This is a genomic window from Novosphingobium malaysiense, assembly GCF_000802225.1.
In the GTDB taxonomy this organism is placed as follows: Bacteria; Pseudomonadota; Alphaproteobacteria; order Sphingomonadales; family Sphingomonadaceae; genus Novosphingobium; species Novosphingobium malaysiense.
In genome coordinates this window covers 47,402-69,979 of the sequence record NZ_JTDI01000009.1, presented here as the reverse complement: position 1 = coordinate 69,979, position 22,578 = coordinate 47,402, and the positions used below count along the sequence as shown (strand labels likewise).

The window sequence follows — 22,578 nt, the reverse complement described above, 5'->3', positions numbered from 1 at the left end:
TCTTACTTGCCGGTGAACTGCGGGGGACGCTTGTCGACGAAGGCATTGACGGCTTCGGCATGGTCGTCACTGAAGCTGGACACGGCTTCGTACCACACGCTGGCGTCAATCAGGCCCTCGAAATGCCGGCGAAGCGGCAGGTTGATCGCCTGCTTGGTCAGGTTGATGGCGACCGAGGCGCCGCCGGCGAGGCGATCGGCCATGCCATAGGCCACTTCGTCCAACTGGTCGCGCGGGACGGCACGGTTGATGAGGCCCATCTGCGCCGCATCCTGCGACAGCACCGGATCGCCGGTCAGCAGGAACTCACGGGCGCGCATGTAGCCGATCAGCTGCGGCCAGATCAGCGCGCCGCCGTCGCCCGCGGCGTAGCCAACGGCGACGTGCGGATCGCCGATCTTGATGCCCTCCGCCGCGTAGCAAAGGTCGGCGAAGAGTGCGACCGTCGCGCCAAGGCCGATGGCATGGCCGTTGAGGCGCGTGATCAGCGGCTTTTGCAGGCGCAGGAGTGTTTCGAGGAGGCGGCGTGCCTCGACGAAACCGGCGATCTCGGTCTTCTTGTCCGCAAGCAGACGCTGCATCTCGCGGATGTCGCCACCTGCCGAGAAGGCCTTTTCTCCTGCACCGGTCAACACGATCACCTTTGTGTCGGGGTCGTCATTTACGTCGGTCAGGAGGCGGCGCAGGTCGGTATGCATCTTGCCTTCGAAGGCGTTGGTCGGCGGGTTGTTGAACGTGACGACCAGCACACCGTTTTCGCGGTGATCAAGATCAAGGGCGGTGACGTATTCGTACATGTGCGGTCTTCTTCCTCAATTGGCTTTTGTCAGCCCACGGCAGAAGGTCCCGGGCTAGCCATGCTGGTGACGTGTGCTTGCACAATAGGCCGCTCTGGGCGGTAACCCAACTGATCCTGCGCGCCTTGAGGGGTACTATCGCATCTCCGATGCAACGCCTTCTCGAAGCAGCCGGCCAGATGTCGCAGCGGATCGCAAATACGATCAACGCTCTCGAAAGTTGCACCCCTGGGCGATGCCGCTCACAGATTGGCTATTCGTGGTGGCCGAATTTTGGGGCTTTAGTCAGATGAACAATCCTTCGCTGTTCCAGGCATTCCAGGCGTCCGTGCGTCGCCATCCGGAACTTCCCGCCATGCGCTCGGGCGAAACCCAGTTCACATTCGCGCAACTGGAGGCAGCCGCGACGGAGTTGGCGGCCGGCCTGATGGCCTTGGGAATCGTGCGGGGTGATCGTGTGGCAATCTGGGGCGTGAACTCCATCCCTTGGGCGCTTGCCGGGCTCGCTCTGCAGGCCGCGGGCGGGGCCCTGGTCCCCATCGGCACGCGCCTGCGCGGGCGCGAAGCTGCAGGCATCCTCGAGGATTCGGGCGCGCGCTTCGTTTTCACGGATCGGGCCTTCGGCTCGTTCAGCTTCGTCGAAGCCCTGCTCGAACGGGCGCCGGCGAGTGTCGAGCGGATCGTCGTGCTCGACGAGGAAGGAACGCCCGGTCCGGACGATCGCGTGATCAACCTGGCCACCCTGCGCGAGCTTGGGCGCAGCGTTTCGCGTGAACAGGTCGAGGAACGCATTGCCGGCGGGTCGGGCGACGATCTGGCCGACATCATCTTTACCTCCGGGACCACAGGCAAGCCGAAGGGCGTGCCGATGACGCAGGCACAGAGCCTAGAGGCGTGCCGCATGCAGCAGGCCGAAGTCTCGCATTTTTCACCGGGTGAGGTTTTCGCGGTGTCCTATCCCTTTGCACACAACGCCGGGTATCGGGCCGGCTGGCAAATCGCTCTTCTGGAAGGGGTTTGCGCCATTCCGGTGAGCATGTTCGATGCCACCGAATTCATGCGGCTGATCGAGAAGGAGAAGGTCAACTACCTTCCTGTCGTGCCGACGATTGCACAGGCCATGATCGAACATCCGGACCGCGACAAGTTCGACTTGTCCAGCCTGCGCATTATCGCGACGGGCGCGGCCACAATTCCCGTCAGTCAGGTGGATGATCTACGCAACCTCGTTGGTTCCGGCACGACCGTTGCGACAGGCTATGGTTTGACCGAGTCCGCAGGTTCGGTCAGCACGACTTTCCCCGACGATGCTTCGGAGACAGTCGTCAAGACGGTGGGGCGTCCGTTGTCCAACCTTCAGCTCAAGATCCTCGATCCCGAACACAACGAAGTGCCGACGGGCGAACGGGGTGAGATCGCGGTCAAGGGACCGCAGGTCATGAAGGGCTACTACAACAATCCCGAAGCGACCAAGGCGGCGTTCACGCAGGACGGATTCCTGCTCACCGGTGATGCCGGCTGGCTTGACGAGGACGGCAACCTCCACATAGCCGACCGGATCAAGGACATGTATCTGGTCGGCGGCTTCAACTGCTATCCGGCCGAGATCGAGAACCTGATGCTGTCGATGGATGGTATCTCGCAAGTTGCCGTGATCGGTGTCGATGACGAGCGGCTGGGGCAGGTTGGTCGCGCCTTCGTGGTCCGCTCGCCCGGCAGCACGATCACAGAGGAAGACGTCATCGCCTGGTGCCGCAAGGAAATGGCGAACTACAAGGTTCCGCGCTCCGTGCGCTTCCTCGATGCGCTGCCGGTCAACAATACCGGCAAGATCGCCAAGAACGAGCTGCGGGCCATGGCAAGTTGAGGGCCATGTCGGTCCAGCGGTTGGGCATCCTGAGGGGGCGTATCAAGGCGTCTTCAGCGTTGCCGGCCGCCCGAACCATTCGAGGGCGAGGTGTGCAACACGGTATTCAATCTTAATTGAAAAAATAAAATTCAATATAATCAATGCTCAGGAATTCTTGTTCGAATCCCACCCTCGTTTCCCCGAAACTGCACAATTGGATTTCCAGCGCGGAGCGTCAGTCCGCCGCAATAGTAGGTGATCATCCAAATTGACATAACCCTGCGCTTGCCGGTGCTTGGCTTTACCGGGCAGGTGAAGGCGAGGTCGGATAGGCCGAAACGATCAAGCCTGATGTCCGTGGATTGCCGGCGGATCGACAGGTGCCGTGGGAGAAGGAAACGTGCGATCCTGCCAGTCGGTGCTGGCCGTTGCCATGTGTGCCTTGGTGTCCGCCGTTCCGCTCCAGGCGCATTCCGGCGGTGGGCCGCAGGTCCCATCGGCTGATCGGAATGGTACAGATGAAGGTCGCCAGACGCCCAGACCCAACATTCTGGTTTGGATGCTGGACGACGTTGGCTTCGGGCAAATCGGTGCCTTTGGCGGTCTGATCGAAACGCCCAACATCGACAAGGTCGCGGCAGCTGGTCTGCGTTACACCAATTACCATACGGCGCCGATCTGCTCGGCGAGCCGGGCCGCGATGCTGACGGGGCGTAACCCGCACAGCGTGCACATGGGCGGCTTTTCCGGCATCGAGCTTCCGAACAAGGGCTATGACAGCGCAATTCCGGCCGAGGACGGGACGATCGCCGCCAACCTGAGAGCGGCGGGCTACGCAACCTTCGCGCTTGGCAAATGGGATCACCTGCCCAGCGACGAGATGGGTCCGGGGGGCCCTTTCAATCACTGGGCGACAAGCCAGGGATTTGATCACTTCTACGGCTTCATGGGCGCCGACACCGATAACTTCGCACCGGACCTGGTGCGCGACAAGACGCCGGTCGCGGTTCCACAGGACCCCGGCTATATGCTGAACGACGATCTCGCGCGCCGGGCGATAGGCATGCTGCATGAACGCAGCGGCAAGGAAGATGTGGCCCCGTTCTTCCTCTATCTGGCGACGGGCACGGCGCATGCCCCGCATCACGCGCCGCAACGGTGGATCGACCACTATCGCGGGCATTTCGACATGGGCTGGGACAAGCTGCGCAAAATCGTCCTGCAACGCCAGATCGCGCTGGGGATCGTGCCGCATGACACGGTGCTTGCGCCGCGCCCGGACGGCATGCCTGCCTGGGACAGTCTGAGTGCAGACGCGAAGAAACTCTATGCCCGGCAGATGGAAGTGTTCGCCGCCGCTTTGAGCGCCGCCGATGAGCAGTTCGGCACGATCGTCGCTGAACTGCGCCGGACGGGGGAACTGGACAATACCATCGTCCTTGTCACATCGGACAACGGGGCCAGCGCCGAAGGCGCTTACAACGGCACGTCGAACGAGATGTACTTCGCGAACGGCCATCTGCCAACGGTCGCGGAGAACATGCGTTTCCTCGATGCGTGGGGCGGCCCGAAGACGCTGCCGCACTACGCTTTCGGCTGGGCCGTCGCCGGTAACACGCCATTCCGGTATTACAAGCAGACGACCTTCGAAGGCGGCACGCATGTTCCGCTCCTCGTCTCCTGGCCCAAGGGGCTGGGCAGCGACGTGGACGGAAGCCTGCGCGGTCAGTTCACCTATGTTGCCGATGTTGCGCCTACGTTGATGGAGCTTGCCGGGGTGAGCACGGCGCCGGTTCTCAACAATGTGAAGCAATCTCCCATGGAAGGGAGCAGTTTCGCTTACACGCTCGGCGATGCGCAAGCAGTGGATCGTACCCGGGCGCAGTATTTCGAGCTCTACGGAAATAAGGGGCTATGGTTCGACGGCTGGTCCATCGTGACCCGCCACCGTCTCCAGTCATGGAACCTGACCAAGGACGGCCCGGCCGACGAAGCCTGGGAGCTTTACGATCTGAACCGCGATCGGGGGCAGACGCGGAACCTTGCCGAGCGCCATCCGACACGGGTCGCGGCCATGGCGAAAATGTTCGACGAGCAGGCCAGCCGGTTCAACGTCTACCCCATCCCGAACATGAGCGACTCATGGGGCTACCTTGCCGCGAAAAAGCAGGCGGAGTTTGTCCGCCGGAACGGTCGCTGGAGCTTCCCCGGGCCTGTCGCGGGCATTTCGGAAGGGATCGCCCCGCCGGTTCAATCGTATCCCTTCCGCATGACGGTCGAAGTCAGCCTGCCCACGGGGAGGGAAACCGGGCCGATCTTCACCATCGGCGGGCACCTTGGCGGCATGGCGCTCTACCTGAACAATGGGGTTCCCACGTTCGATCTGCAGGGGCTGGATGGCAGGGCGACCAACGTGGCAGCTAGTCGGGCCCTGTCGGCGGGAAAAAGCATGATCACGCTGGATTTTGATCGCGCGCAGGCGAGGCCGCTCACGCCTCAGGACATCTGGATCACGCTGGAGGTGAATGGCAAGCCGCTGGTGGATCGGCACGTCACCTACGGGATGCCCGCGCGCTTCAGCGCTTCGGATGGCTTCAGCATCGGCAGCGACTTCGGATCGGCCGTCTCGCCGGACTATCCGGAAGGTACGGTGTTTCCGGGGCACATCGGCACCGTGACGTTCCAGTTCCGCAAGGCGGATGACGGGGGCAGTGCCTCGACCGGGAGCGAAGCCGGGAAGGCAGGGCGAAATTGATATAAACGCCGCCGTTTTGCCGCGCGTGCTTTGGCTTATGCCTTGGGGAGACACAATCACGAGAGGGACTGAAAGTGGTGGGCAGCGACCCGAAGAACGAGGTGCCATTCGCGGTGCACACGCCGGACCGGATCCCGGTGCAGCGCTATTTCGATCCTGATTTCTACGAGCTCGAAAAGAAGCACTTGTGGCCCCGTGCCTGGCAGATGGCATGCCGGCTGGAAGAGATCCCCAAGGAGGGCGACTACGCCGTCTACCGCAATCTCGATGTCTCGGTGATCGTCATCCGCATGGCCGATGGCACGGTACGCGCCTACCAGAACCATTGCCGGCACCGCGGCGTCGAACTTGTCCAGCAGCGCGGGAAGGCCAAGGGCGGCTTCATCTGCCCGTTCCACGGCTGGCGGTGGGACATGTCCGGCAACAATACTTTCGTGTTTGCGCCCGAGGCGTTCTCACAAGGCAACATGTGCAGCGCCGAACTCGATCTGGTGCCGGTGCGGGTCGAGACATGGATAAACTGCGCCTTCATCAACATGGACGACAACGCGCTGCCGCTGCGCGAAACCCTGGGGGAATTCGGCGAGCGCATGGAGGGCTTCAAGGCGGAGCACCTTCGCGCCGAATGGTGGCTCGCCGCACGATTGCCGGTGAACTGGAAACTGGCGATGGAAGCCTTCATGGAAGGCTACCACGTCGCCACCACGCATCCGCAGCTCATGCCGCCGGGGATCACCAACAAGCCGGGAGCATCGTCGCATATCCGGCTGCCCGACGACGTGGTTACGCAGACGTTCTGGGTCACCGTCGGCAACGACCTGCCCGGTGAGGTCGATGCGGTCGAGTTCGTCCAGATGTACTGCGATGTCATGCAGGCCCTGAGTGACGGCATGGCAGGTATGTCGAGCCCCGAGGAAGTGGAGGTTGCCCGTTCGCTGGTGGGGATGGACTTGCCCGGGGATCCGGGTGAGGCGGCGGTCGCCTATCGTGTCGCGCTCAACAACGCGATCATGAAGTACTATGCCGACAACGGCATGGAATGCGGGGATATCAACGACCTTGATCGCCGGAACTTGGCGACCAACGTCAATTTCCTGTTCCCCCACTTCTTCATGCTGCCGGTCCACGGGGCTGCCGCGAGCTATCGCATCCGGCCGACAGGTCCGGAAGAATGCATTTTCGAGCTGTGGTCGCTCAAGCGCTATCCCAAGGGCAAGGAGCCACCGAGCCCGCCGATCCCCGAGCCCAAGGCATTCGATGACCCCAGCTGGCCCGCCGTGCCGCGGCAGGACTTCTCGAATCTTCCCAGGCAGCAGCGCGGGCTGCACTCGCCCGGTTTCGAATACATGCGCCTGTCCGACCAGATGGAAGGCTTGATCAGCAATTTCCACCGCACGCTCGACGGTTTTCTGTCAGGGGTTCCGGTCGAGGATCTGGCAGAGGCCATGCGGGTTACGTCGGGGGCAATCGACGTCGAAGTGAGGAACCTCGGCCTTTGAAGACCGCGAAGCCGGAGAGCCATCAGACATCACCGATGTCCCGGGAGACAGACATGAAACATCTCGAGCTGCGCATTGACGTGAGCGGAGCGGCGGGCCTCGGCCAGCAGGTCGAAATGGCGGTCAGCGTGTTCCTGCCCGAGCCAGCCGCCATGCCGGCCCGCCCGCTGGCGATTTTCGCGGCGCCCGGCGGCGGCTACAATCGGCGCTACTACTTCCTGAACATTCCCGGCCATGAGGGCTACAGCGAGGCGGACTATCATGTCGGGCGCGGGATCATCTACCTCGCCATCGATCATGTCGGATTCGGCGACAGCACGATACCCGATCTTTCGAAGGTCTCGTTCCAGACCCTCGCCGATACGCACGATGCCTGCGTGCGTCAGCTAGCCAGGGCTTTGGAAGACGGGACGCTGGCCAATGGCTTTCCGCCGGTCCCCGGCCTGTTCAAGGTCGGGATGGGGCAGTCCTTCGGCGCGGGCGTCACGATCCTGACCCAGTCCCGCAAGGGGACGTTCGATGCGATCATCCCGGCGGGCAAGAGCGCGATCCATACCTGCCTGCCCCAGCCCTCCGCCGAGTTGTTCGAATTCTCCAGGCAACGCTCCCAGGGCGTGCGCGAGGGCATGGGCATGAGCCCGCACAAGATCACCCACGAGGGCATCGACTATGTCTATGCCTTTCACTGGGAGGATGTTCCGCGAGATATCATCGCGCTCGATCTGGAAGGTGGCTATCCGCTGCGCGTGACGGCACCGGATTTCGGCAGCACCACGATGCCCGACTGCGCGATCGCGATGACCAGTGAAGGCGCGATGAGCGAGGACGCTGCCCGGATCACGGTGCCGGTGCTGATCGCGAACGGAGAACGGGACACTTGTCCCGATCCACACGCGGAGCCGGGCGCCTATAATGCGTCGCCGGATGTGGGGACCTTCATCGTTCCGTCGATGGCCCACATGCACAATTTCGCCTCGACACGGCAGATCCTGTGGCGGCGGATAGGGGATTGGTCCCTGATGCTTGCGGCGGCCGTGTAGGAGCGCTCAACGCGTTTCCTGCAGGCTGCCGAAGGGGCCGCCGTTGCTCAGGTGTCTGCGCGCATCGTTCCGGCCGGTTTCACCCTGGGCATGGTCTGGCCGCGCCGCAGCGTCTCCACGAACCTGCCTAGAGGAGAGGGAGGGGGCACCGGAAGATCGTCGTTCGGGCTGTCCGACCAGAACTCCTGCCAGCTGGGAAAGGCCGCGTGGAAATTTTCTTGTGCCGGCGGGCCATCACCCCAGGTGATCTTGAATTCGTCCAGCGGGATTGCGTCCATCGGGCACTGGTAAAGGAAGAACGGCGTGCGCCGCTGGAAGAACCAGCGGCCGTCCACCCTCGCATAACGATCGAGGTAAACCATCATCTCGACCATCCAGCGCTCGCCGGTTTCCAGCTGGTTGCGTGAATAGACAAGGCCGGTCGCCAGATCGTCGTTCTCAAACTCGATGATGTGGTTGCCGACGAGGTGGGCAGTCGACTTGCTCCCCCCGCCTCGCACGGTATCGCAGTACCACGCCTTCAGGGCCTGACGGCCCCGCCTTTTGCCCGGTACACCGATGTCATCGACGAACAGGTTGACTAGCGCGTCGTAGTCCCGCTGGTCGAGGCAGACGGCGTATTTCGCCGGAAGCTGGCGGATTTCCTCAACCGCTTCCATGCGGGCAATGCGGGCCTCGAGACCCCGCAGGGTGTCGCCGTTCGCGGGATATTCTGTCATCATTTTGTCTCTATCAACTCTGGTAATCAGGCCATGTCGGTCAGGTCGGGAATCGCTGCGAACAATTCCGGCATCAGGACCATCCCGGTGTGGAAGGAGCTCTCGGCTTCGACGAGGTCGGTGAAGGTATCGACCTGGGGGAAGCATCCGCCCATGTCGTCGTTGACGATCTCGACCGCCGGTCCTTCGATGATGCGGGCGCGGCGCACGCGTCCGGCACCGGCATTGAAGATCATTCCGCTCTTGCGGCAGTCCTTGCCGGCGAGCCAGCCGACCACGGGTGCGACCTTGAACGGTGAGACATATTCCTTCCATTCGGGACCGAAGGCCTTCTCTGACATCGGCGTGTAGGCCGCCGGGGCCACGATGTTGACGCACAGGTCGCAGGTCCCTTCAATTTCCCGGGCGAGCGCGCGCGCGAGGCCGATGAGGGCGGCTTTCGAAGCGCCGTACAGCGTTGCTTCCTTTTGCCCGTAGAGCCCCGCTTGCGACGTGCTCATCACGATGCGGCCGTAGCCCTGCTTGAGCATCACCGGCAGCACGCCTCGCGTCGGAAACAGGCTTCCCCAGAAATTGATCTCCATGACTTCGCGCATCTTGGCGAGTGGCATGTCGAGGAAGGGAATGTCATCGACGATGCCCGCGTTGTTCACCAGCGCATCGACCCGCCCAAAGGCGGCCAGGGCAGTCTCGACCAGGCATTCACCGGCATCCTCGCGGTCCACCGCGCTGTGGTCGGCAACGGCGGTCCCGCCTCTGGCGCGGATTTCCTCGACGACCGCCTCGGCCGACGAGGGCTTGCCGGGATGACTGCGGTTGTTGACGACGACCTTCGCGCCGCGCTCGGCGAACCACAGGGAATAGGCGCGGCCGAGGCCCTTGCCCGCGCCGGTCACGATGACGACCTGGTCTTCGTAGTTCGGACCCATCTGGTGTGCTCCTGTCAGTTCTTTGTTCTGGTGTCGTGGCCGTGCCTGACGCGCGGCCTGGTTCTCACTCGCCTGCGATCCCGCGAAAGCGTGTCTTGTCTGAATCGAGATTGGCCAGCCCGCCCGAGGCGATCGTTTGCGCCCAGGCGACGGTCGCATCTGCGTCTTCCGGGTGCGTGAGAATGAAGAAGTGTTGCTTGGCTATGCCGTCTAGGACGGCGCGCGCGGCTTCCTCTGGCGTCAGCCCACCATCGGTAAGGAACGCCTTCATCTGGCGCACCTCCTCGTCGCTTGGTGCGCGGCCGGACAAGTCGCCGGGGCGGAGCCGCATGTTGTCTGGCATCGCCGAGATCATCTTGCCCGGACAGATCGCCGACACCCTTACCGGAGAGCCGATCATAGAGAGGTCGTGCCTCAGGGTTTCGCAATAGCCCAGCGCCGCCTTCTTGCTGGCGGTGTAGGGGGCCATGTTCATTGGCGCGATCAGTGCGGAATTGGAAACGGTCGCCACCACATGACCCGATTTCCGCTCGATCATGCCGGGAATGAAGGCGTTCACGGCGTTGACCAGCCCGAACAGGTTCACCCCGAAGACCCACTTCCAGTCGTTCGGTGTCTTTTCCCAGGCCAGTGCGGGCATGTCGGCGACGCCGGCATTGCTGCACAGGATGTCGATCGGGCCCAGCTTTTCCATGGCGAAGGCGGCGAAGCGTTTCACTTCGGCCTCATCGGCGATATCGACACGCATCGAGACCGCCTGCGCGCCGAGCGCTTTCACTTCTGCCACTACCTCCGCCAGGCGCTCTGCATTGAGATCGGCCAGTGCCAGCCGCGCGCCTTCCTGTGCGAATTGCTTGGCCATGCCATAGCCAAGTCCCGTGGCGCAGCCGATGATGGCAACCGCCTGACCTTCGAAACGTTGTGCCTGGGTCATGCGCCGAGCTCGACCATGAGGCGCTTCGGGCCATGGCTGACCAGCATGCCTTGCCACTCCAGATCGGCCACGCGGTAGTTCGGATAGCGGGCCAGAAAGGCGGTTAGGGCATCCTCCACCTCGATCTTCGCCAGCGCTTGGCCGAGACAGAAGTAGCGTCCGCCCCCGAACGGGAAGGAATCGCCTGCGTTGTTGCGCGTAAGGTCAAGCTCGTCCGGGTTCTCGAACTTCGCCGGGTCCCGGTGGGCCGATTGGAACAGCATCATCGAACGCGAGCCGGCCGGGATGGTCACGCCGGAGAGCGTCTTGTCCTCGATGAAATAGCGGTTGACCGTGCCGATCGAGGAATCCCAGCGCATCAGCTCGGCCACGGCCTGCTTCATCGGCACCTTTCCTTCGAGCAGCAACTGTTTCTGCTCCGGATTGCGATCGAGCGCTATCAGCGCGTTGCCGATCGAATCCGCCGTCGTCGAGTGACCAGCGATCAGCACGAAAACATACTGTGCAAGCAGGTCCTCATCGCTGACACCTGCGGCGGGTGCGGCAAGCCCGCTCTTGCTGATGAGATCGTTCGCTGGTTCCGCGCGGCGGCGTTCCAGATAGCCCCGGAAGAAGTTCAGGAACGTGCTTGCCTTCTCGTCGCGCGAAGCCAGTGCGGCAGCGTCAAGGTCCTGTACGCGCGCCATCGCGCCGACCATCTCGTCCATCACAGCGTGGAAGTGATCCATGTCGTCCATCGGGATGCCGAGCATCCGGGCGATCACCATGGACGGCAGCGGGAAGCAGAACTTCGAAAAGACGTCGACCGGTTCACCCGTATCGAGGCTGTCCAGCAGGCTGCTGATCAGCAAGCCGACCTCGCTGCGCACTTCGGCCAAGGCCTTGGGCGTGAAATAGGGGAAGAACAGCTTGCGCAGCCGGTCGTGATCGGCCAGTTCGTCGCGGAAGTTCATCCAGCGACGCACCATGTCGTCGTGCACGCCTTCGTAGCGGATGTTCATCGATTCTAGCGAAACCGAGTTCTGCACCGCCTCCTTCGCCAGCATGGCGGTCTGGCAGTTGTCGAAGCCCGAGATGATGTAGCATCCGTCCAGCAAGGGCAGGCTTGAGCGATAAACGGGCGCAAGTTCGCGCAGCTCGGCATAGAGCGGGTAGCGCTGCCCATCGGTTTCGGGATCGAGGATCCGGGCCAGGATTGTGTCGGCCTTAGCGGCGATGGCGGGATCGAACGCCAACTTGCCTGTCGTTAATTCACTGGTGGATTGCTGCATGGTTCTTTGCTCCGCTCCCGGCAGGATCATTTTTTCGCTGCGGGCAACCATAGAAGGGGGGTGGTTGGCCCCGATACAGCCCGCATATATCCCTTTGGCTCTGCCCGGACCCGGCGCAGGGAGGGCGCACCGGGTCCGGACAGATCAGTAATGGATGTTCGGCGTGAAGCGCACATCGAGGTGTGGCAGGACCTTTTTCTCGAAAAGCTTGAGGCTGGCCCAGCCCAGCTCGGGCGGCATGCCGCCGGCCAGCGGACGGAAGCGCAGCTCTCCGTTCGGCCCCAGCGACTGTGCGTATTCGAGGGACTCGTCCGGAGTGAAGACGCGGAAGACGGGCACCTTGCGCATCTGCTCCACGCTTTCCACCGCCGGGAACTTCTCGTTGACGGGCTTGCCGATTTCTTCCGCCCATTTCTGGTAGATGCGCGGGCCGTGCGCCCAATAGGGAAACAGTTTCTCCCAGTCGCCCTCGGGGTCTTCGGTGATATGGATGAAGCTGGCGCTCTGGTTGGGGAATTCGCCGGGATCGGGCTTGCCGAGTTTCCTGCGCTCCGCGCGAAACAGCTCGTACAGGCCGGCTTCGGCGGGCGAGAGGCCGTCAGCGATGGCGGCGGCCTTGCGGATCATTTTCGGCCAGGAGGCTCCCATCAGGAGGCGCGGCGTCTTGTCGGGCACGGGCGATACGATTTCGATGTCGCGGCCGCGATAGCGGAACGGCTTGCCGGACCATGCCTTGCGCAGGACCTCGACGGTTTCCTCGACAACTGCGGGCCGATCCTCCCGGCGCAGACCGTACATGTCGAATTCGGCATCGCGCATGCCGGCGCTGATCACCGGGACGGCGCGCCCGTCCGTGAGCAGGTTCAGCACGGCCAGGTCCTCGGCCAGGCGTAGCGGGTTGTAGAACGGCGCGAGGATGATCATGCGCAACTGCAGCTTGCTGGTGCGCGCGCCCACGGCGGTGGCGAACATCAGCGGTGAGGTGATGTACTGGTCTTCGGTCGTATGATGTTCACCGATGGTCATCGCCTGAAATCCGGCAGCGTCGGCCCATTCGCACATGTCGACGGCAGCCTGGTAGATTTCCGTTGTCGTCGAGGGGGCCCAGCGGGGGACCCGCAGGTCAAAGGTCAATTCCATTGCCGTCGGCATGTCCGTCTCCGTTTGGCGTCTTGTCTTCCAGCAGGCGTGTTGCTTTCGGCAGAACTGCATGGGGGTGCCTGTTCGAGGTAGACCACGCGGACAGGGTGGCTGGAACCGCGGCCTTATATCCAATTGGCCTCCGTCCCGGACGCGGCGGGCAGACCTCACTGGTAATCCAAAATGATACCAAATTGGCCGCGCGGACGTGCTCGCACAGGATTACACTCTGTTGCGAAGAGTCCGGCGTTCAAGCCCGGGCCGCGGGCAAGAGAGGACGATCTTTGAGTACGCTCGATCAGCAAGTCGCCGCCATGCGCAAGGATGGCTGTGTCATCATTGAAAATGCGTTTTCCGAAGAATTCTGCGATGCCGTGACCGCGGCGATGGCACGCATAGCGAAAGACCATGACATCAAGCCGATGGACATGGACTTCTCCGGCCGCAACACCATCCGCATCATGAACTTGCTACAGTACGATGAGCTGTTTCAGCAGATCCCGGTTTGCGATGCCTTCCTGCCGATCATCGAGCAATACCTCGATCCCGAATGCCTGCTTTCCAGCATGAGCGCTTCCATGCCCGGGCCGGGCGAGAAGGCGCAGCCGCTGCATGCGGACACATGGTGGATCGATGACCGGCGCTTTGATTTCCCGGTGATGGTCAACACGATCATCGCGCTCAATGATTTTACCGGGGAAAACGGCGCTACCCGCTTCGTGCCTGGCTCCCACCTCTGGAGCGAGGAGGATGTTGCCTACGACACGCCCGATGCCAGCTACGGCCAGGTTCCGGCATCACAGCCCAAGGGCTACATGACGGAGTGGCAGCCGATCGTGGCCGAAATGAGCAAGGGGTCCGTGCTGGTCTATGATTTCAAGCTGCTGCACGGGCAGGGCGAGAACCGCACCGGCGCGCCGCAGCCACGCATCATCATGCCCTACATTCTGGGGTGGATGCGCCAGCTTGATGCTTTCCACTACGCGCTGCCGCCCGAGAAGCTGAAGTCGTTCCCGCCCCGGTTGCGCAAGCTCATAGGGCTGGAGTCCTATCGGCTCAACTACGGCAACGTGAACCATAAGAGCCCCGCCGAATGGATGTGGGGGCGAGAGGAAAGGGAGCCAGATGCTCTCGGCGGATGAGGGCAGTCGCGGCGTGAATGGGGGGGGCGATGGTTTTGCGCTCGCCGGGCGGATTTCGGCCAATCAGATGAGCGATGGAATCGCGTTGTTGAAGACCAGAAGGGACCGCAAGGACAGTTTCTGGTAATTCAGGCATGTTCAGGTGTCGATAGAACACCGGACCGTTGGAGAGAAATGATATGGATCCGGCAGTGGCTTCCGTGTCGAAATCGATTGGGGGCTATGGCCCATACAAGATCGATCTCGAGAGGTTATTCAAGAATCTAGAAAACGTCGGCGTTTGCCGGGAGGACATACATTCGGAGTGCCAGGGCAGGCTGATCGAAGAGCCAGTCTGCGGCATCAAGCCGGAAATCTGGAACCTGCACGTCATACTGAACTCCGTCGCCGGCATGGCTGCCCCGGGGATCGGTCTGAAGCTGGGCAAATCCTCCTATCTGACCGAATATGGCTCCTATTATCAGCGCCTGCGGGGCTGTGAGACGATGGAGGATACGCGAAAGGCCGTGAAGCATTTTCACGATCTGTCGATGCAGCCGCATTTCTATCAGGACCGGGTCGAGCAAGGGGAATGGCAGATCAAGTTCGGCCTGCCGCTGGCACCGGGTCCTGGCGCTACCGTGCTGTTCGAGGAGCTCATCGCGAAGACCAAGTACGAGTGCGAGCACTTTCTCGGCACCGATATATCATTTAAACGGATCGAGTTGCCGTATCAGGAGCCCGCTCACCGTTCCGAATACGAGGATCTGCTAGGGTGCCGCGTGATCTTCGGGCGGCCGTGCATGATGATCGTGTTCAGTCAGGACGTGCTCGATCGACCATCGGCCGTACGCAGTCCACGCCGGGCCGCGCTGGCGGACGAGGATTGGGATGCGGCGCTCATGGGGATGAGTTTGGGCGACCGTGTCGCCGCCGCTATCCTCGAACAATTGGTCTTCCAGCCGGGAACCTATCCCTCGCTGCAACAGGTTGCCGATACCTTTGGACGCAGCACGAGCACGGTGAAGCGCTGGCTCAGCGAGGAAACGCTGAACTACCGCGCGCTGGTCGATCTGGTCCGGCGCGAACACGTGGCCGAGTACCTCACCTTCACAGACATCGCGCCCAAGGAAATCGCGCATCGGCTGGGCTTTACCAACGTGCACAATTTCCGACGCGCGTTCCGGCGCTGGATGGACATGATGCCCGGCGAATTCCGTCGCCTGATGGCGCAGGAAAGCGCATTTGTTCCGGTCTTGCGCCCATCTTCAGTGCGGCACTGAAGATGGGCGCAAGACCGGAAATTCGCTTTCAGCCCAATCTGATATAGATCACCGTTGCCCGTTTTTGCTCCGCTTCGACTAGTCTTTCCAGACACATGAGAACGCGTGGGAGAGAACATGGCTACCGCACTTGAAGTATGGTTCGATCTGAGGGCACCGACATGGACTGGCCGCCCCGTCAGGGAAACCTACGAGGCCGCGCTCGATATCTGTGAATGGGCGGACGGCATGGGCTTCCAGGGCGTCACCGTCGGTCAGCACCATTGCACCGAGGACAATTACAGCCCGTCTCCCGTGATCACGGCGAGCGCGATCGGCGGCCGCACCAAGCACTTGAACCTTCGCATGATCATCCTTTCGCCGTTCTACAATCCGTTGAAACTGGCCGAGGATCTCGCGGTGCTGAATTTGCATACCGGCGGACGTGCTCTCCCGGTGATCTCGGCCGGGATGCGCAAGGCGGAGTTCGACATGTACGGCATCCGCCTGGAAGACCGGGCGAACTGGGTGGTCGAGACGGTCGATGTCCTTCGCAAGGCATGGTCGGGCGAGCCGTTCGAGTACCGTGGGCGAAATATTCCCATCGTATCTCCCGTGCCCGATCCGAAGCCCCGCCTGCTCATGGGAGCATCCTGGCGCAAGATGATCCTCAAGGCCGCCGAAATCGCCGATGGCCTCTCGCCCGCCGAGGCCGCTCACTACGACATGTTCCGGGAGGAACGCCAGCGGCTGGGCAAGTCCGTCCCTGATCCTCTGCCCAAGCAGGGCATCGATTTCATGTTCATCAGCGAGGAGCCCGAGAAGGCCTGGGAACAGGTCTTTCCCTATTGGACCCATACTGTGAACGTATACAGCCGCTGGGCGGCAGAGCGCGGCTTGCGGGTGAACGTCCGCTTTCCGCAGGCGAAGACTATCGAGGATCTGAAATCGAACCCCATGTTCCGGGTGTTCACGCCGGAGGAGTGCCTCGAATACGCGCAGTCGCTGGGCGACAAGGGGGAATTGAAATTCCAGGCTCTGGCGGGCGGCATGCCACCAGAAATGGCATGGTCCAGCCTCAAGCTGTTCGAGAAGAAGGTGGCGCCGCATCTCGACATCGTGTCCGATCCGAACGTGATGCACTGATTGCTGTCGCGGTCATGCCGACGTGCACCACCAAGCCGCGCCAGCAGACTGCCCTTCAGTTCTCGGCGTTCCATGGCAATCCGCAAATGCGGATGAATTCAATTCCGGGGGGAGGCAATCGATGCCTGATACTATCGCGGTCATAGGAGGCACTGGCGCGCTGGGCCGGGGCATCGCGCGCCGGCTGGCCAAGGCCGGGCGCGCGGTGATCGTCGGTTCCCGCAGCGCGCAATCTGCGCAGCGAGCCGCCGATGAGCTTGGCCATGACATACGCGCTGCGGCGAATGCCGATGCTGCTGCCGGCGCAGACCTGATCATCGTGACCGTACCCTTCGCGGCGCAGGAGGCGACGTTGAAAGAGATCGCGCCCGCAGCGTCGGGCAAGGTCGTGGTCGATGCAACGGTTCCTCTCGTTCCGCCCAGGGTGGCCCGCGTGCAATTACCGGAAGAAGGATCTGCCGCCGTGCGCGCGCAGACGATCCTTGGTCCCGACGTGGCGGTCGTCGGGGCATTTCATAACGTCGCTGCGGCCAAGCTGATGGGCGATGCGCGAATCCTGTGCGACGTGCTGGTCTTTGGCGATGACAAGCAGGCGCGTGCACAGGTCGTGGAACTTTCCGAGGCGATGGGCCTGCGTGCCTTCCAGGCGGGCCCGCTGGCGAGCTCGGCCGCTGCCGAGGCGCTGACCTCGGTGCTCATCTTCCTGAACAAGTCCTACGGGATCAACGGGGCCGGGTTGCAGATCACGGGCGAAGCGAAACCGGCCTAGCGCGCGGTCACAGTACATCAAGAAAGGCCGCAGTCGTGCCGAAAGTCATTGTCGAGCGTCATGGGCCCATTTTGCTGGTCATCCTGAACCGGCCGGAGATCAGGAACGCGGCTGATGGCGAGACGAGCCTGCTTGCCACGGCCGCGTTCGATGAACTCGATGCCAATACCGAATTGCGGGTCGGCATCATTACGGGCGCGGGCGGGAATTTCTGTACCGGGATGGATCTCAAGGCCTTCGGGCAGGGGGACAAGGCCCGCACTCCGGGCCGGGGATTGCTCGGCATAACGCAGACGCCGCCCGAGAAGCCGCTGATTGCGGCTGTCGAGGGATGGGCCGTCGCCGGAGGGCTGGAAGCCTGTCTCGCCGCCGATCTGGTTGTGGCGGCCCGAAATGCCCGCTTCGGTATTCCCGAAGTGAAGCGGGGGCTGGTTGCTACGGGCGGGGGGCTCTGGAAGATGCCGCGCCTGATCGCGCACCACATCGCCATGGAAATGGCCTTGACCGGCGAGCCGATCGATGCCGAGCGGGCCGAGCGTTTCGGGCTCGTCAATCGCCTGACGGAACCGGGCGAGGCCTTGCAGGAGGCGTTCGTTCTCGCGCGCCAGATCGCGGCTAACGGCCCTCTCGCGGTAATGGCGAGCAAATCGATCATCGCCCGGCAGGCGGACTGGGACGTGGACGAGGCATACGAGGCGCAGATGCGAATAGCGGGCCATATCGTTGACAGTGCCGATGCCCGGGAAGGCGCGGCGGCCTTTGTCGAGAAGCGTGCGCCGCGCTGGCAGGGACGTTGAACGTTCCGGTCACGCGGCTGGCAGCTCAAAGGCAAGTTTCAGCTCCCGCGGCTTTTCATTGTTTCCAGATTGGAGGACGGTTTGTGCGGCGGTCATTTTGACCGCCGCACATTTCTTTTAGAAATCGATGCCGAGCTCGATACCGAACACGCGCGGATCGCCTGGAACTGCGGCATTGGCGCCAAGGCCGGTGTAGAGCAGCGTTGAACCGCCCAGATAATATTCGGTCTTGGTGAGATTGGTTACAAAAGCGGAGGCCTTGATGTTGCTGCCCATCACGTTTTCCCAGTCGACACGCAAGGACAGCAAGCCATAGCCGGGCTGCCGGATGGAATCGATCGGACCATCCACGCCGGGGGTCTGGTTCTCGTCGTCGAACCAGAACATGCTCTGATAATAGCCTTCGACGCCCAGCGAGATCTTGCCATTTTCATTGTCCATCGGGGCGTAACGGATGCTGCCGGTAAGAGCCCAGCGCGGGACGTTCGCGAGGGGATTGCCGGTGGCATCGCCATTGGCCGTCGGGAAGTCGCCGAACTTGGCGTGCACATAGGCGGCGGATCCCGCGATCGTTAGGCCCTTGACGGGGATGAGCGTCATTTCGAGTTCGCCGCCGTAGATCTTCGCGCTCGAGGCATTGGTCAGCAGGATGTCTGCTGGATTACCTCCCGGGGGACTGATGTTGCGAATGGCGTCCTTGTAGTCGGAATAATAGGCGGCGAGGTTGGTGATCAGGGAAGCCTCGCCGCCCAGGAACCACGTTCGTTTCGTGCCGAACTCGATGTCGGTGACCTTCTCCGGCTTGAAAGGCAGAGCGGTCGTCAGCGACGTGCCGTAGAGCGAAAGGCCGCCCGAGCGGTACCCACGGCGATGGGCGAGGTAAAGCAATGTCTCAGGATCAAGCTTGTAGTTCAGGCTCACCGTCCAGGTCGGCGTGCTGTAGCTGACCGAATTCGCAATGACACAGGCGTCGATGGGAAGCGCAGCGCCACCTCCCGTGACGAGAAGGCTGCATCGCGTAGGCGTGACGACCCTCGACAGGCCGTCAATATGGACCGTGCGGTCATCCCAGGTGTAGCGGCCGCCGAGTGTCAGCGAGAGTTGATCCGTAAAGCTGTAGGTCCCCTGGGCATAGACTGCGTAACTTCTTGCAACGTTGTTGGAATAGACATCAGTAGGCTGCATGCTCAGAACAACACCGCCCGTCCGCACGTCGGTCTTTTGTTCGAAGAAAAACAGACCGGAGGTGAAGTCCAGCTTGCCGTCGAGTGCATGGCCCTGCAACTGCAGCTCTTCCGACCATTCGTGGCCATCAACCGGGTTGTTTGGCGTTATGATGCTGAATGGTGCACCCATCACCTCAATGCGCTGGTCGCGGTGAAAGTGCCGGTAGTTGATGATGTTGCGCAGTGTCAGTGTATCGCTCAGCTCAATGCTTGTGTTGTTCAGAATACCCCAGGTTTTGGTGTTCACGTACTGGTCGATCGGATTTACCGCCGACCAGAAATTTTGCTTCAGCATGGACTGATAGTCGGAGAAGATCTGCTGGGCATCGAGGCCGTAGAAGCCGTAGACGAGTTGTACGAAACCGTTCGGGTTGTTTGCAGTCCAGTGCTTGCCTGTGCCGTTGGTCCACATCTTCCCGTAGGTGCCTACCGTCAGGGACTCGACTGTGTCTGTGGGTTTGAACAGAATGCTCAGCCGTCCGTTGATTTCGCGGTCGTCGGAGAAGTCCCCTGTGCCGCGGCTGTTGAGCCTGGCTTCGGGGATCGGCGTGCCCGGGATCGGGGGGAAGGGGCCCTTGTTCTTGATGTAGCCTTCGCGGTCGATGCCGCTGGCCGCGATGCGCACGCTCAGCTTTTCGCTGACGGGCAGGTTCAGCACGGCAGTGCCGTAATAGCCGGAATTGCCGTTGAAGAACTTGACGCCGCCTTTCAGCGAACCTTCGAGCACGTCGGTTGGGCGCGCGGTGGTGAACAGGACGGCGCCGCCAGTCGTGCTCTGCCCGAACAGCGTGCCTTGCGGCCCTTTCAGGACCTGGATCGATTCCAGATCGTAGAACTGCTGGCTCGCGCCGATGGCCAGGCTGTAGGGCACTTCGTTGACATAGAGGCCGACGGCCGGATCGACGCCCGAAAGGACAAGGCTGCTGCGTTGTCCGCGTAGGCTCAGGATGTACTGGTCGGGCGAGACTGTCGTCTCGATCTTGATGCCCGCGACATACTGTGAAAGCTCGGTCAGGTTCTGAACCGTGTGGTTTTCCAGAAAGCTCTTGTCCAGCGCGGTGACGGCGACGGGAATGTCCTGCAGCCGTTCACTCTGGCGCCGGGCGGTCACGATGATGTCGGCTTCGGCCAGCGCTGCCGAGTGTTTTGTTTCCGGCTCCTGTGCCTGAGCCCGTGCGATCCCCGGATGCAGCATCATTGCCGCAGCGCTCGCAGTGACCATAAGACGTGTCGCGTTCTTCATCGCATCCTCTCCCGGTTTTCCTTGCCCAAAGCCAATGCGATCGCGCATCGTTTTGAGGGGCTCTGTTACCTTCGACCCCTTTGGCCATCATTCGGTAGCTTCATCCGGGGGCAGCGACATCAGCGAACGTGGCCGTTGGACCAAAATGATATCTTTCCGTTTTCCCCTAATGACGTTTGTGCGCCATGCTATGAGAGAGTGGCGTTGTGTTGTGTGAAGTGCATACCAATTTATGAGTTGAATTATGTTCTATTTTTCACGCGTAATAATGGAACTTTAATTATATTGAATGGGTGTTTAGTGGGCGTTTCGGTTGAATGTTTGTGTTTTTATTATGTGTGGATTCCTTCAAAGGTGAGTCGACCGCAATATAGGTTTTCCGACAGTCTGTTGTTCGGCAGGCGACAACGCGCGGATTGCGATCAGCATCAACGCTACGGGGAATTGGGACTTTAATCAGATGAACAATCCTTCGCTGTTCCAGGCATTCCAGGCGTCCGTGCGTCGCCATGCGGAACTTCCTGCCATGCGCTCGGGCGAAGCCCAGTTCAGTTTCACGGAATTGGAAACGGCCGCGCTGGAACTGGCGTCAGGGTTGATGGCTCTGGGTATCGAGCGAGGTGATCGAGCGGCGATCTGGGGCGTGAACTCCATCCCTTGGGCGCTTGCCAGTCTTGCTCTGCAGGCCGCGGGCGGGGCCCTGGTCCCCATCGGCACGCGCCTGCGCGGTCGAGAGGCAGCGGGCATCCTCGAGGATTCGGGCGCGCGCTTCGTCTTCGCGGACCGCGCGTTCGGCTCGTTCGATTTTGTCGAGGCACTGCTCGAACGCGCGCCGGACAGCGTCGAGCGGATCATCGTGCTCAATGAGGAAGGAACGCCCGGTCCGGACGATCGCGTGATCAACCTGGCCGTGCTGCGCGAGCTTGGACGCAGAGTTACGCGCGATCAGGTCGAGGAACGCATTGCCGGTGGATCGGGGGACGATTTGGCCGACATCATCTTTACCTCGGGTACTACAGGCAAGCCGAAGGGCGTGCCGATGACGCAGGCGCAGAGCCTCGAGGCGTGCCGTATGCAGCAGGCCGAAGTCTCGCATTTTTCACCGGGTGAGGTTTTCGCGGTGTCCTATCCCTTTGCCCACAATGCCGGGTACCGGGCCGGCTGGCAAATCGCTCTGCTGGAAGGGGTTTGCGCCATTCCGGTGAGCATGTTCGATGCCACCGAATTCATGCGGCTGATCGAGAAGGAGAAGGTCAACTACCTTCCTGTCGTGCCGACGATTGCACAGGCCATGATCGAACATCCGGACCGCGACAAGTTCGACCTGTCCAGCCTGCGCATCATTTCGACCGGAGCCGCCAATGTTCCCGTCAGTCAGGTGGAAGACCTGCGCAATCTTGTCGGCTCCAGCACGTCGGTCATGACCGGCTACGGACTGACCGAGGCAGCGGGTTCGGTCACCAACACCTTCCCCGACGATGATGCCGAGACAGTCGTCAGAACGGTGGGACGCCCGCTGTCCAACCTGCAGCTGAAGATCCTCGATCGCGAACACAATGAGGTGCCGACAGGCGAACGGGGAGAAATCGCGGTCAAGGGGCCGCAGGTCATGAAGGGCTACTACAACAATCCCGAAGCGACCAAAGCGGCCTTCACGCAGGACGGCTTCCTGCTGACCGGCGATGCTGGCTGGCTCGACGAGAACGGCAACCTCCACATCGCGGACCGGATCAAGGACATGTATCTGGTCGGCGGCTTCAACTGCTATCCGGCCGAGATCGAAAACCTGATGCTGTCGATGGACGGCATCTCGCAAGTGGCGGTGATTGGTGTGGATGACGAGCGTCTGGGGCAGGTCGGCCGCGCCTTTGTGGTCCGCTCGCCGGGCAGCTCGATCACCGAGGACGACGTGATTGCCTGGTGCTGCAAGGAAATGGCGAACTACAAGGTCCCGCGCTCCGTGCGCTTCCTCGACGCGCTGCCGGTCAACAACACCGGCAAGATCGCCAAGAACGACCTGCGGGCCATGGCCTGAGGGAAGGGGGCTGAGGCGACGGCGCTGCCCGCTGCAAACGCTGTGT

General features: G+C 61.8%; 17 protein-coding genes. 10 read left to right on the top strand and 7 right to left on the bottom strand.

What is annotated here, in order from left to right; translation table 11 throughout:
• Positions 1 to 2: 2 nt before the first annotated feature.
• Complete coding sequence (locus tag LK12_RS22400) at positions 3 to 797, bottom strand: enoyl-CoA hydratase/isomerase family protein (protein ID WP_039290081.1); 795 nt, start codon at positions 795 to 797, stop codon at positions 3 to 5.
• A gap of 289 nt (positions 798 to 1,086) precedes the next feature.
• On the opposite strand from LK12_RS22400, the gene LK12_RS22395 reads away from it, so the two are divergent.
• The 4 genes from LK12_RS22395 to LK12_RS22380 all read left to right on the top strand — a co-directional run bounded on the left by LK12_RS22395 (position 1,087) and on the right by LK12_RS22380 (position 7,940).
• Positions 1,087 to 2,664 (top strand): AMP-binding protein, encoded by a 1,578-nt coding sequence (locus LK12_RS22395; RefSeq protein WP_197063630.1) that lies wholly within the window; start codon positions 1,087 to 1,089, stop codon positions 2,662 to 2,664.
• 415 nt (positions 2,665 to 3,079) lie between these two features.
• Positions 3,080 to 5,401, top strand: coding sequence for an arylsulfatase (locus LK12_RS22390; protein ID WP_269430673.1), 2,322 nt, complete (start codon positions 3,080 to 3,082; stop codon positions 5,399 to 5,401).
• A 77-nt stretch (positions 5,402 to 5,478) separates the two neighbouring features.
• Entirely contained in the window at positions 5,479 to 6,900 is a 1,422-nt protein-coding gene (locus LK12_RS22385; RefSeq protein WP_197063628.1) for an aromatic ring-hydroxylating oxygenase subunit alpha, read from the top strand.
• A gap of 53 nt (positions 6,901 to 6,953) precedes the next feature.
• Positions 6,954 to 7,940: an alpha/beta hydrolase gene (locus LK12_RS22380; protein WP_039290074.1), complete on the top strand. Its 987-nt coding sequence runs from the start codon at positions 6,954 to 6,956 to the stop codon at positions 7,938 to 7,940.
• A gap of 47 nt (positions 7,941 to 7,987) precedes the next feature.
• On the opposite strand, the gene LK12_RS22375 is transcribed toward LK12_RS22380, so the two are convergent.
• From LK12_RS22375 to LK12_RS22355, 5 genes are all read right to left on the bottom strand, one after another.
• On the bottom strand, positions 7,988 to 8,659 hold the full coding sequence (locus LK12_RS22375; RefSeq protein ID WP_039290223.1) for a nuclear transport factor 2 family protein: 672 nt from the start codon (positions 8,657 to 8,659) through the stop codon (positions 7,988 to 7,990).
• 26 nt (positions 8,660 to 8,685) lie between these two features.
• Positions 8,686 to 9,588 (bottom strand): SDR family NAD(P)-dependent oxidoreductase, encoded by a 903-nt coding sequence (locus LK12_RS22370; RefSeq protein WP_039290073.1) that lies wholly within the window; start codon positions 9,586 to 9,588, stop codon positions 8,686 to 8,688.
• Between the two features lie 64 nt (positions 9,589 to 9,652).
• Positions 9,653 to 10,522: an SDR family NAD(P)-dependent oxidoreductase gene (locus LK12_RS22365; RefSeq protein ID WP_039290072.1), complete on the bottom strand. Its 870-nt coding sequence runs from the start codon at positions 10,520 to 10,522 to the stop codon at positions 9,653 to 9,655.
• The gene (locus LK12_RS22360) at positions 10,519 to 11,793 is read right to left on the bottom strand and encodes a cytochrome P450 (protein ID WP_231568452.1); all 1,275 of its coding nucleotides are present in this window, start codon (positions 11,791 to 11,793) and stop codon (positions 10,519 to 10,521) included. Before LK12_RS22360 ends, LK12_RS22365 begins: the two co-directional genes overlap by 4 nt.
• Positions 11,794 to 11,937: 144 nt before the next feature.
• Entirely contained in the window at positions 11,938 to 12,945 is a 1,008-nt protein-coding gene (locus LK12_RS22355; protein ID WP_052223714.1) for an LLM class flavin-dependent oxidoreductase, read from the bottom strand.
• A 272-nt stretch (positions 12,946 to 13,217) separates the two neighbouring features.
• Between LK12_RS22355 and LK12_RS22350 the strand changes: the two genes are divergently transcribed.
• The 5 genes from LK12_RS22350 to LK12_RS22330 all read left to right on the top strand — a co-directional run bounded on the left by LK12_RS22350 (position 13,218) and on the right by LK12_RS22330 (position 18,028).
• Complete coding sequence (locus LK12_RS22350; RefSeq protein ID WP_039290064.1) at positions 13,218 to 14,075, top strand: phytanoyl-CoA dioxygenase family protein; 858 nt, start codon at positions 13,218 to 13,220, stop codon at positions 14,073 to 14,075.
• A 200-nt stretch (positions 14,076 to 14,275) separates the two neighbouring features.
• Positions 14,276 to 15,337, top strand: a complete 1,062-nt coding sequence (locus LK12_RS22345; RefSeq protein ID WP_197063627.1) for a helix-turn-helix domain-containing protein — start codon at positions 14,276 to 14,278, stop codon at positions 15,335 to 15,337.
• A 117-nt stretch (positions 15,338 to 15,454) separates the two neighbouring features.
• Entirely contained in the window at positions 15,455 to 16,462 is a 1,008-nt protein-coding gene (locus LK12_RS22340; protein WP_039290059.1) for an LLM class flavin-dependent oxidoreductase, read from the top strand.
• 121 nt (positions 16,463 to 16,583) lie between these two features.
• Positions 16,584 to 17,231, top strand: coding sequence for an NADPH-dependent F420 reductase (npdG, locus tag LK12_RS22335; protein ID WP_039290056.1), 648 nt, complete (start codon positions 16,584 to 16,586; stop codon positions 17,229 to 17,231).
• Positions 17,232 to 17,266: 35 nt separating this feature from the next.
• On the top strand, positions 17,267 to 18,028 hold the full coding sequence (locus tag LK12_RS22330; protein WP_039290054.1) for a crotonase/enoyl-CoA hydratase family protein: 762 nt from the start codon (positions 17,267 to 17,269) through the stop codon (positions 18,026 to 18,028).
• Between the two features lie 117 nt (positions 18,029 to 18,145).
• On the opposite strand, the gene LK12_RS22325 is transcribed toward LK12_RS22330, so the two are convergent.
• On the bottom strand, positions 18,146 to 20,497 hold the full coding sequence (locus LK12_RS22325; protein WP_039290051.1) for a TonB-dependent receptor: 2,352 nt from the start codon (positions 20,495 to 20,497) through the stop codon (positions 18,146 to 18,148).
• A 460-nt stretch (positions 20,498 to 20,957) separates the two neighbouring features.
• On the opposite strand from LK12_RS22325, the gene LK12_RS22320 reads away from it, so the two are divergent.
• Positions 20,958 to 22,532, top strand: a complete 1,575-nt coding sequence (locus LK12_RS22320; protein WP_052223713.1) for an AMP-binding protein — start codon at positions 20,958 to 20,960, stop codon at positions 22,530 to 22,532.
• Positions 22,533 to 22,578 lie beyond the last annotated feature (46 nt).

Bases quoted from the DNA above. Each gene is read 5' to 3' on its own strand.
- LK12_RS22380 (WP_039290074.1), top strand. From the start codon at position 6,954: ATGAAACATCTCGAGCTGCGCATTGACGTGAGCGGAGCGGCGGGCCTC.
- LK12_RS22400 (WP_039290081.1), bottom strand. From the start codon at position 797: ATGTACGAATACGTCACCGCCCTTGATCTTGATCACCGCGAAAACGGT.
- LK12_RS22340 (WP_039290059.1), top strand. From the start codon at position 15,455: ATGGCTACCGCACTTGAAGTATGGTTCGATCTGAGGGCACCGACATGG.
- LK12_RS22360 (WP_231568452.1), bottom strand. From the start codon at position 11,793: ATGCAGCAATCCACCAGTGAATTAACGACAGGCAAGTTGGCGTTCGAT.
- LK12_RS22370 (WP_039290073.1), bottom strand. From the start codon at position 9,588: ATGGGTCCGAACTACGAAGACCAGGTCGTCATCGTGACCGGCGCGGGC.
- LK12_RS22395 (WP_197063630.1), top strand. From the start codon at position 1,087: ATGAACAATCCTTCGCTGTTCCAGGCATTCCAGGCGTCCGTGCGTCGC.
- LK12_RS22325 (WP_039290051.1), bottom strand. From the start codon at position 20,497: ATGAAGAACGCGACACGTCTTATGGTCACTGCGAGCGCTGCGGCAATG.
- LK12_RS22355 (WP_052223714.1), bottom strand. From the start codon at position 12,945: ATGCCGACGGCAATGGAATTGACCTTTGACCTGCGGGTCCCCCGCTGG.
- npdG (WP_039290056.1), top strand. From the start codon at position 16,584: ATGCCTGATACTATCGCGGTCATAGGAGGCACTGGCGCGCTGGGCCGG.
- LK12_RS22390 (WP_269430673.1), top strand. From the start codon at position 3,080: ATGTGTGCCTTGGTGTCCGCCGTTCCGCTCCAGGCGCATTCCGGCGGT.
- LK12_RS22365 (WP_039290072.1), bottom strand. From the start codon at position 10,522: ATGACCCAGGCACAACGTTTCGAAGGTCAGGCGGTTGCCATCATCGGC.
- LK12_RS22320 (WP_052223713.1), top strand. From the start codon at position 20,958: ATGAACAATCCTTCGCTGTTCCAGGCATTCCAGGCGTCCGTGCGTCGC.
- LK12_RS22375 (WP_039290223.1), bottom strand. From the start codon at position 8,659: ATGACAGAATATCCCGCGAACGGCGACACCCTGCGGGGTCTCGAGGCC.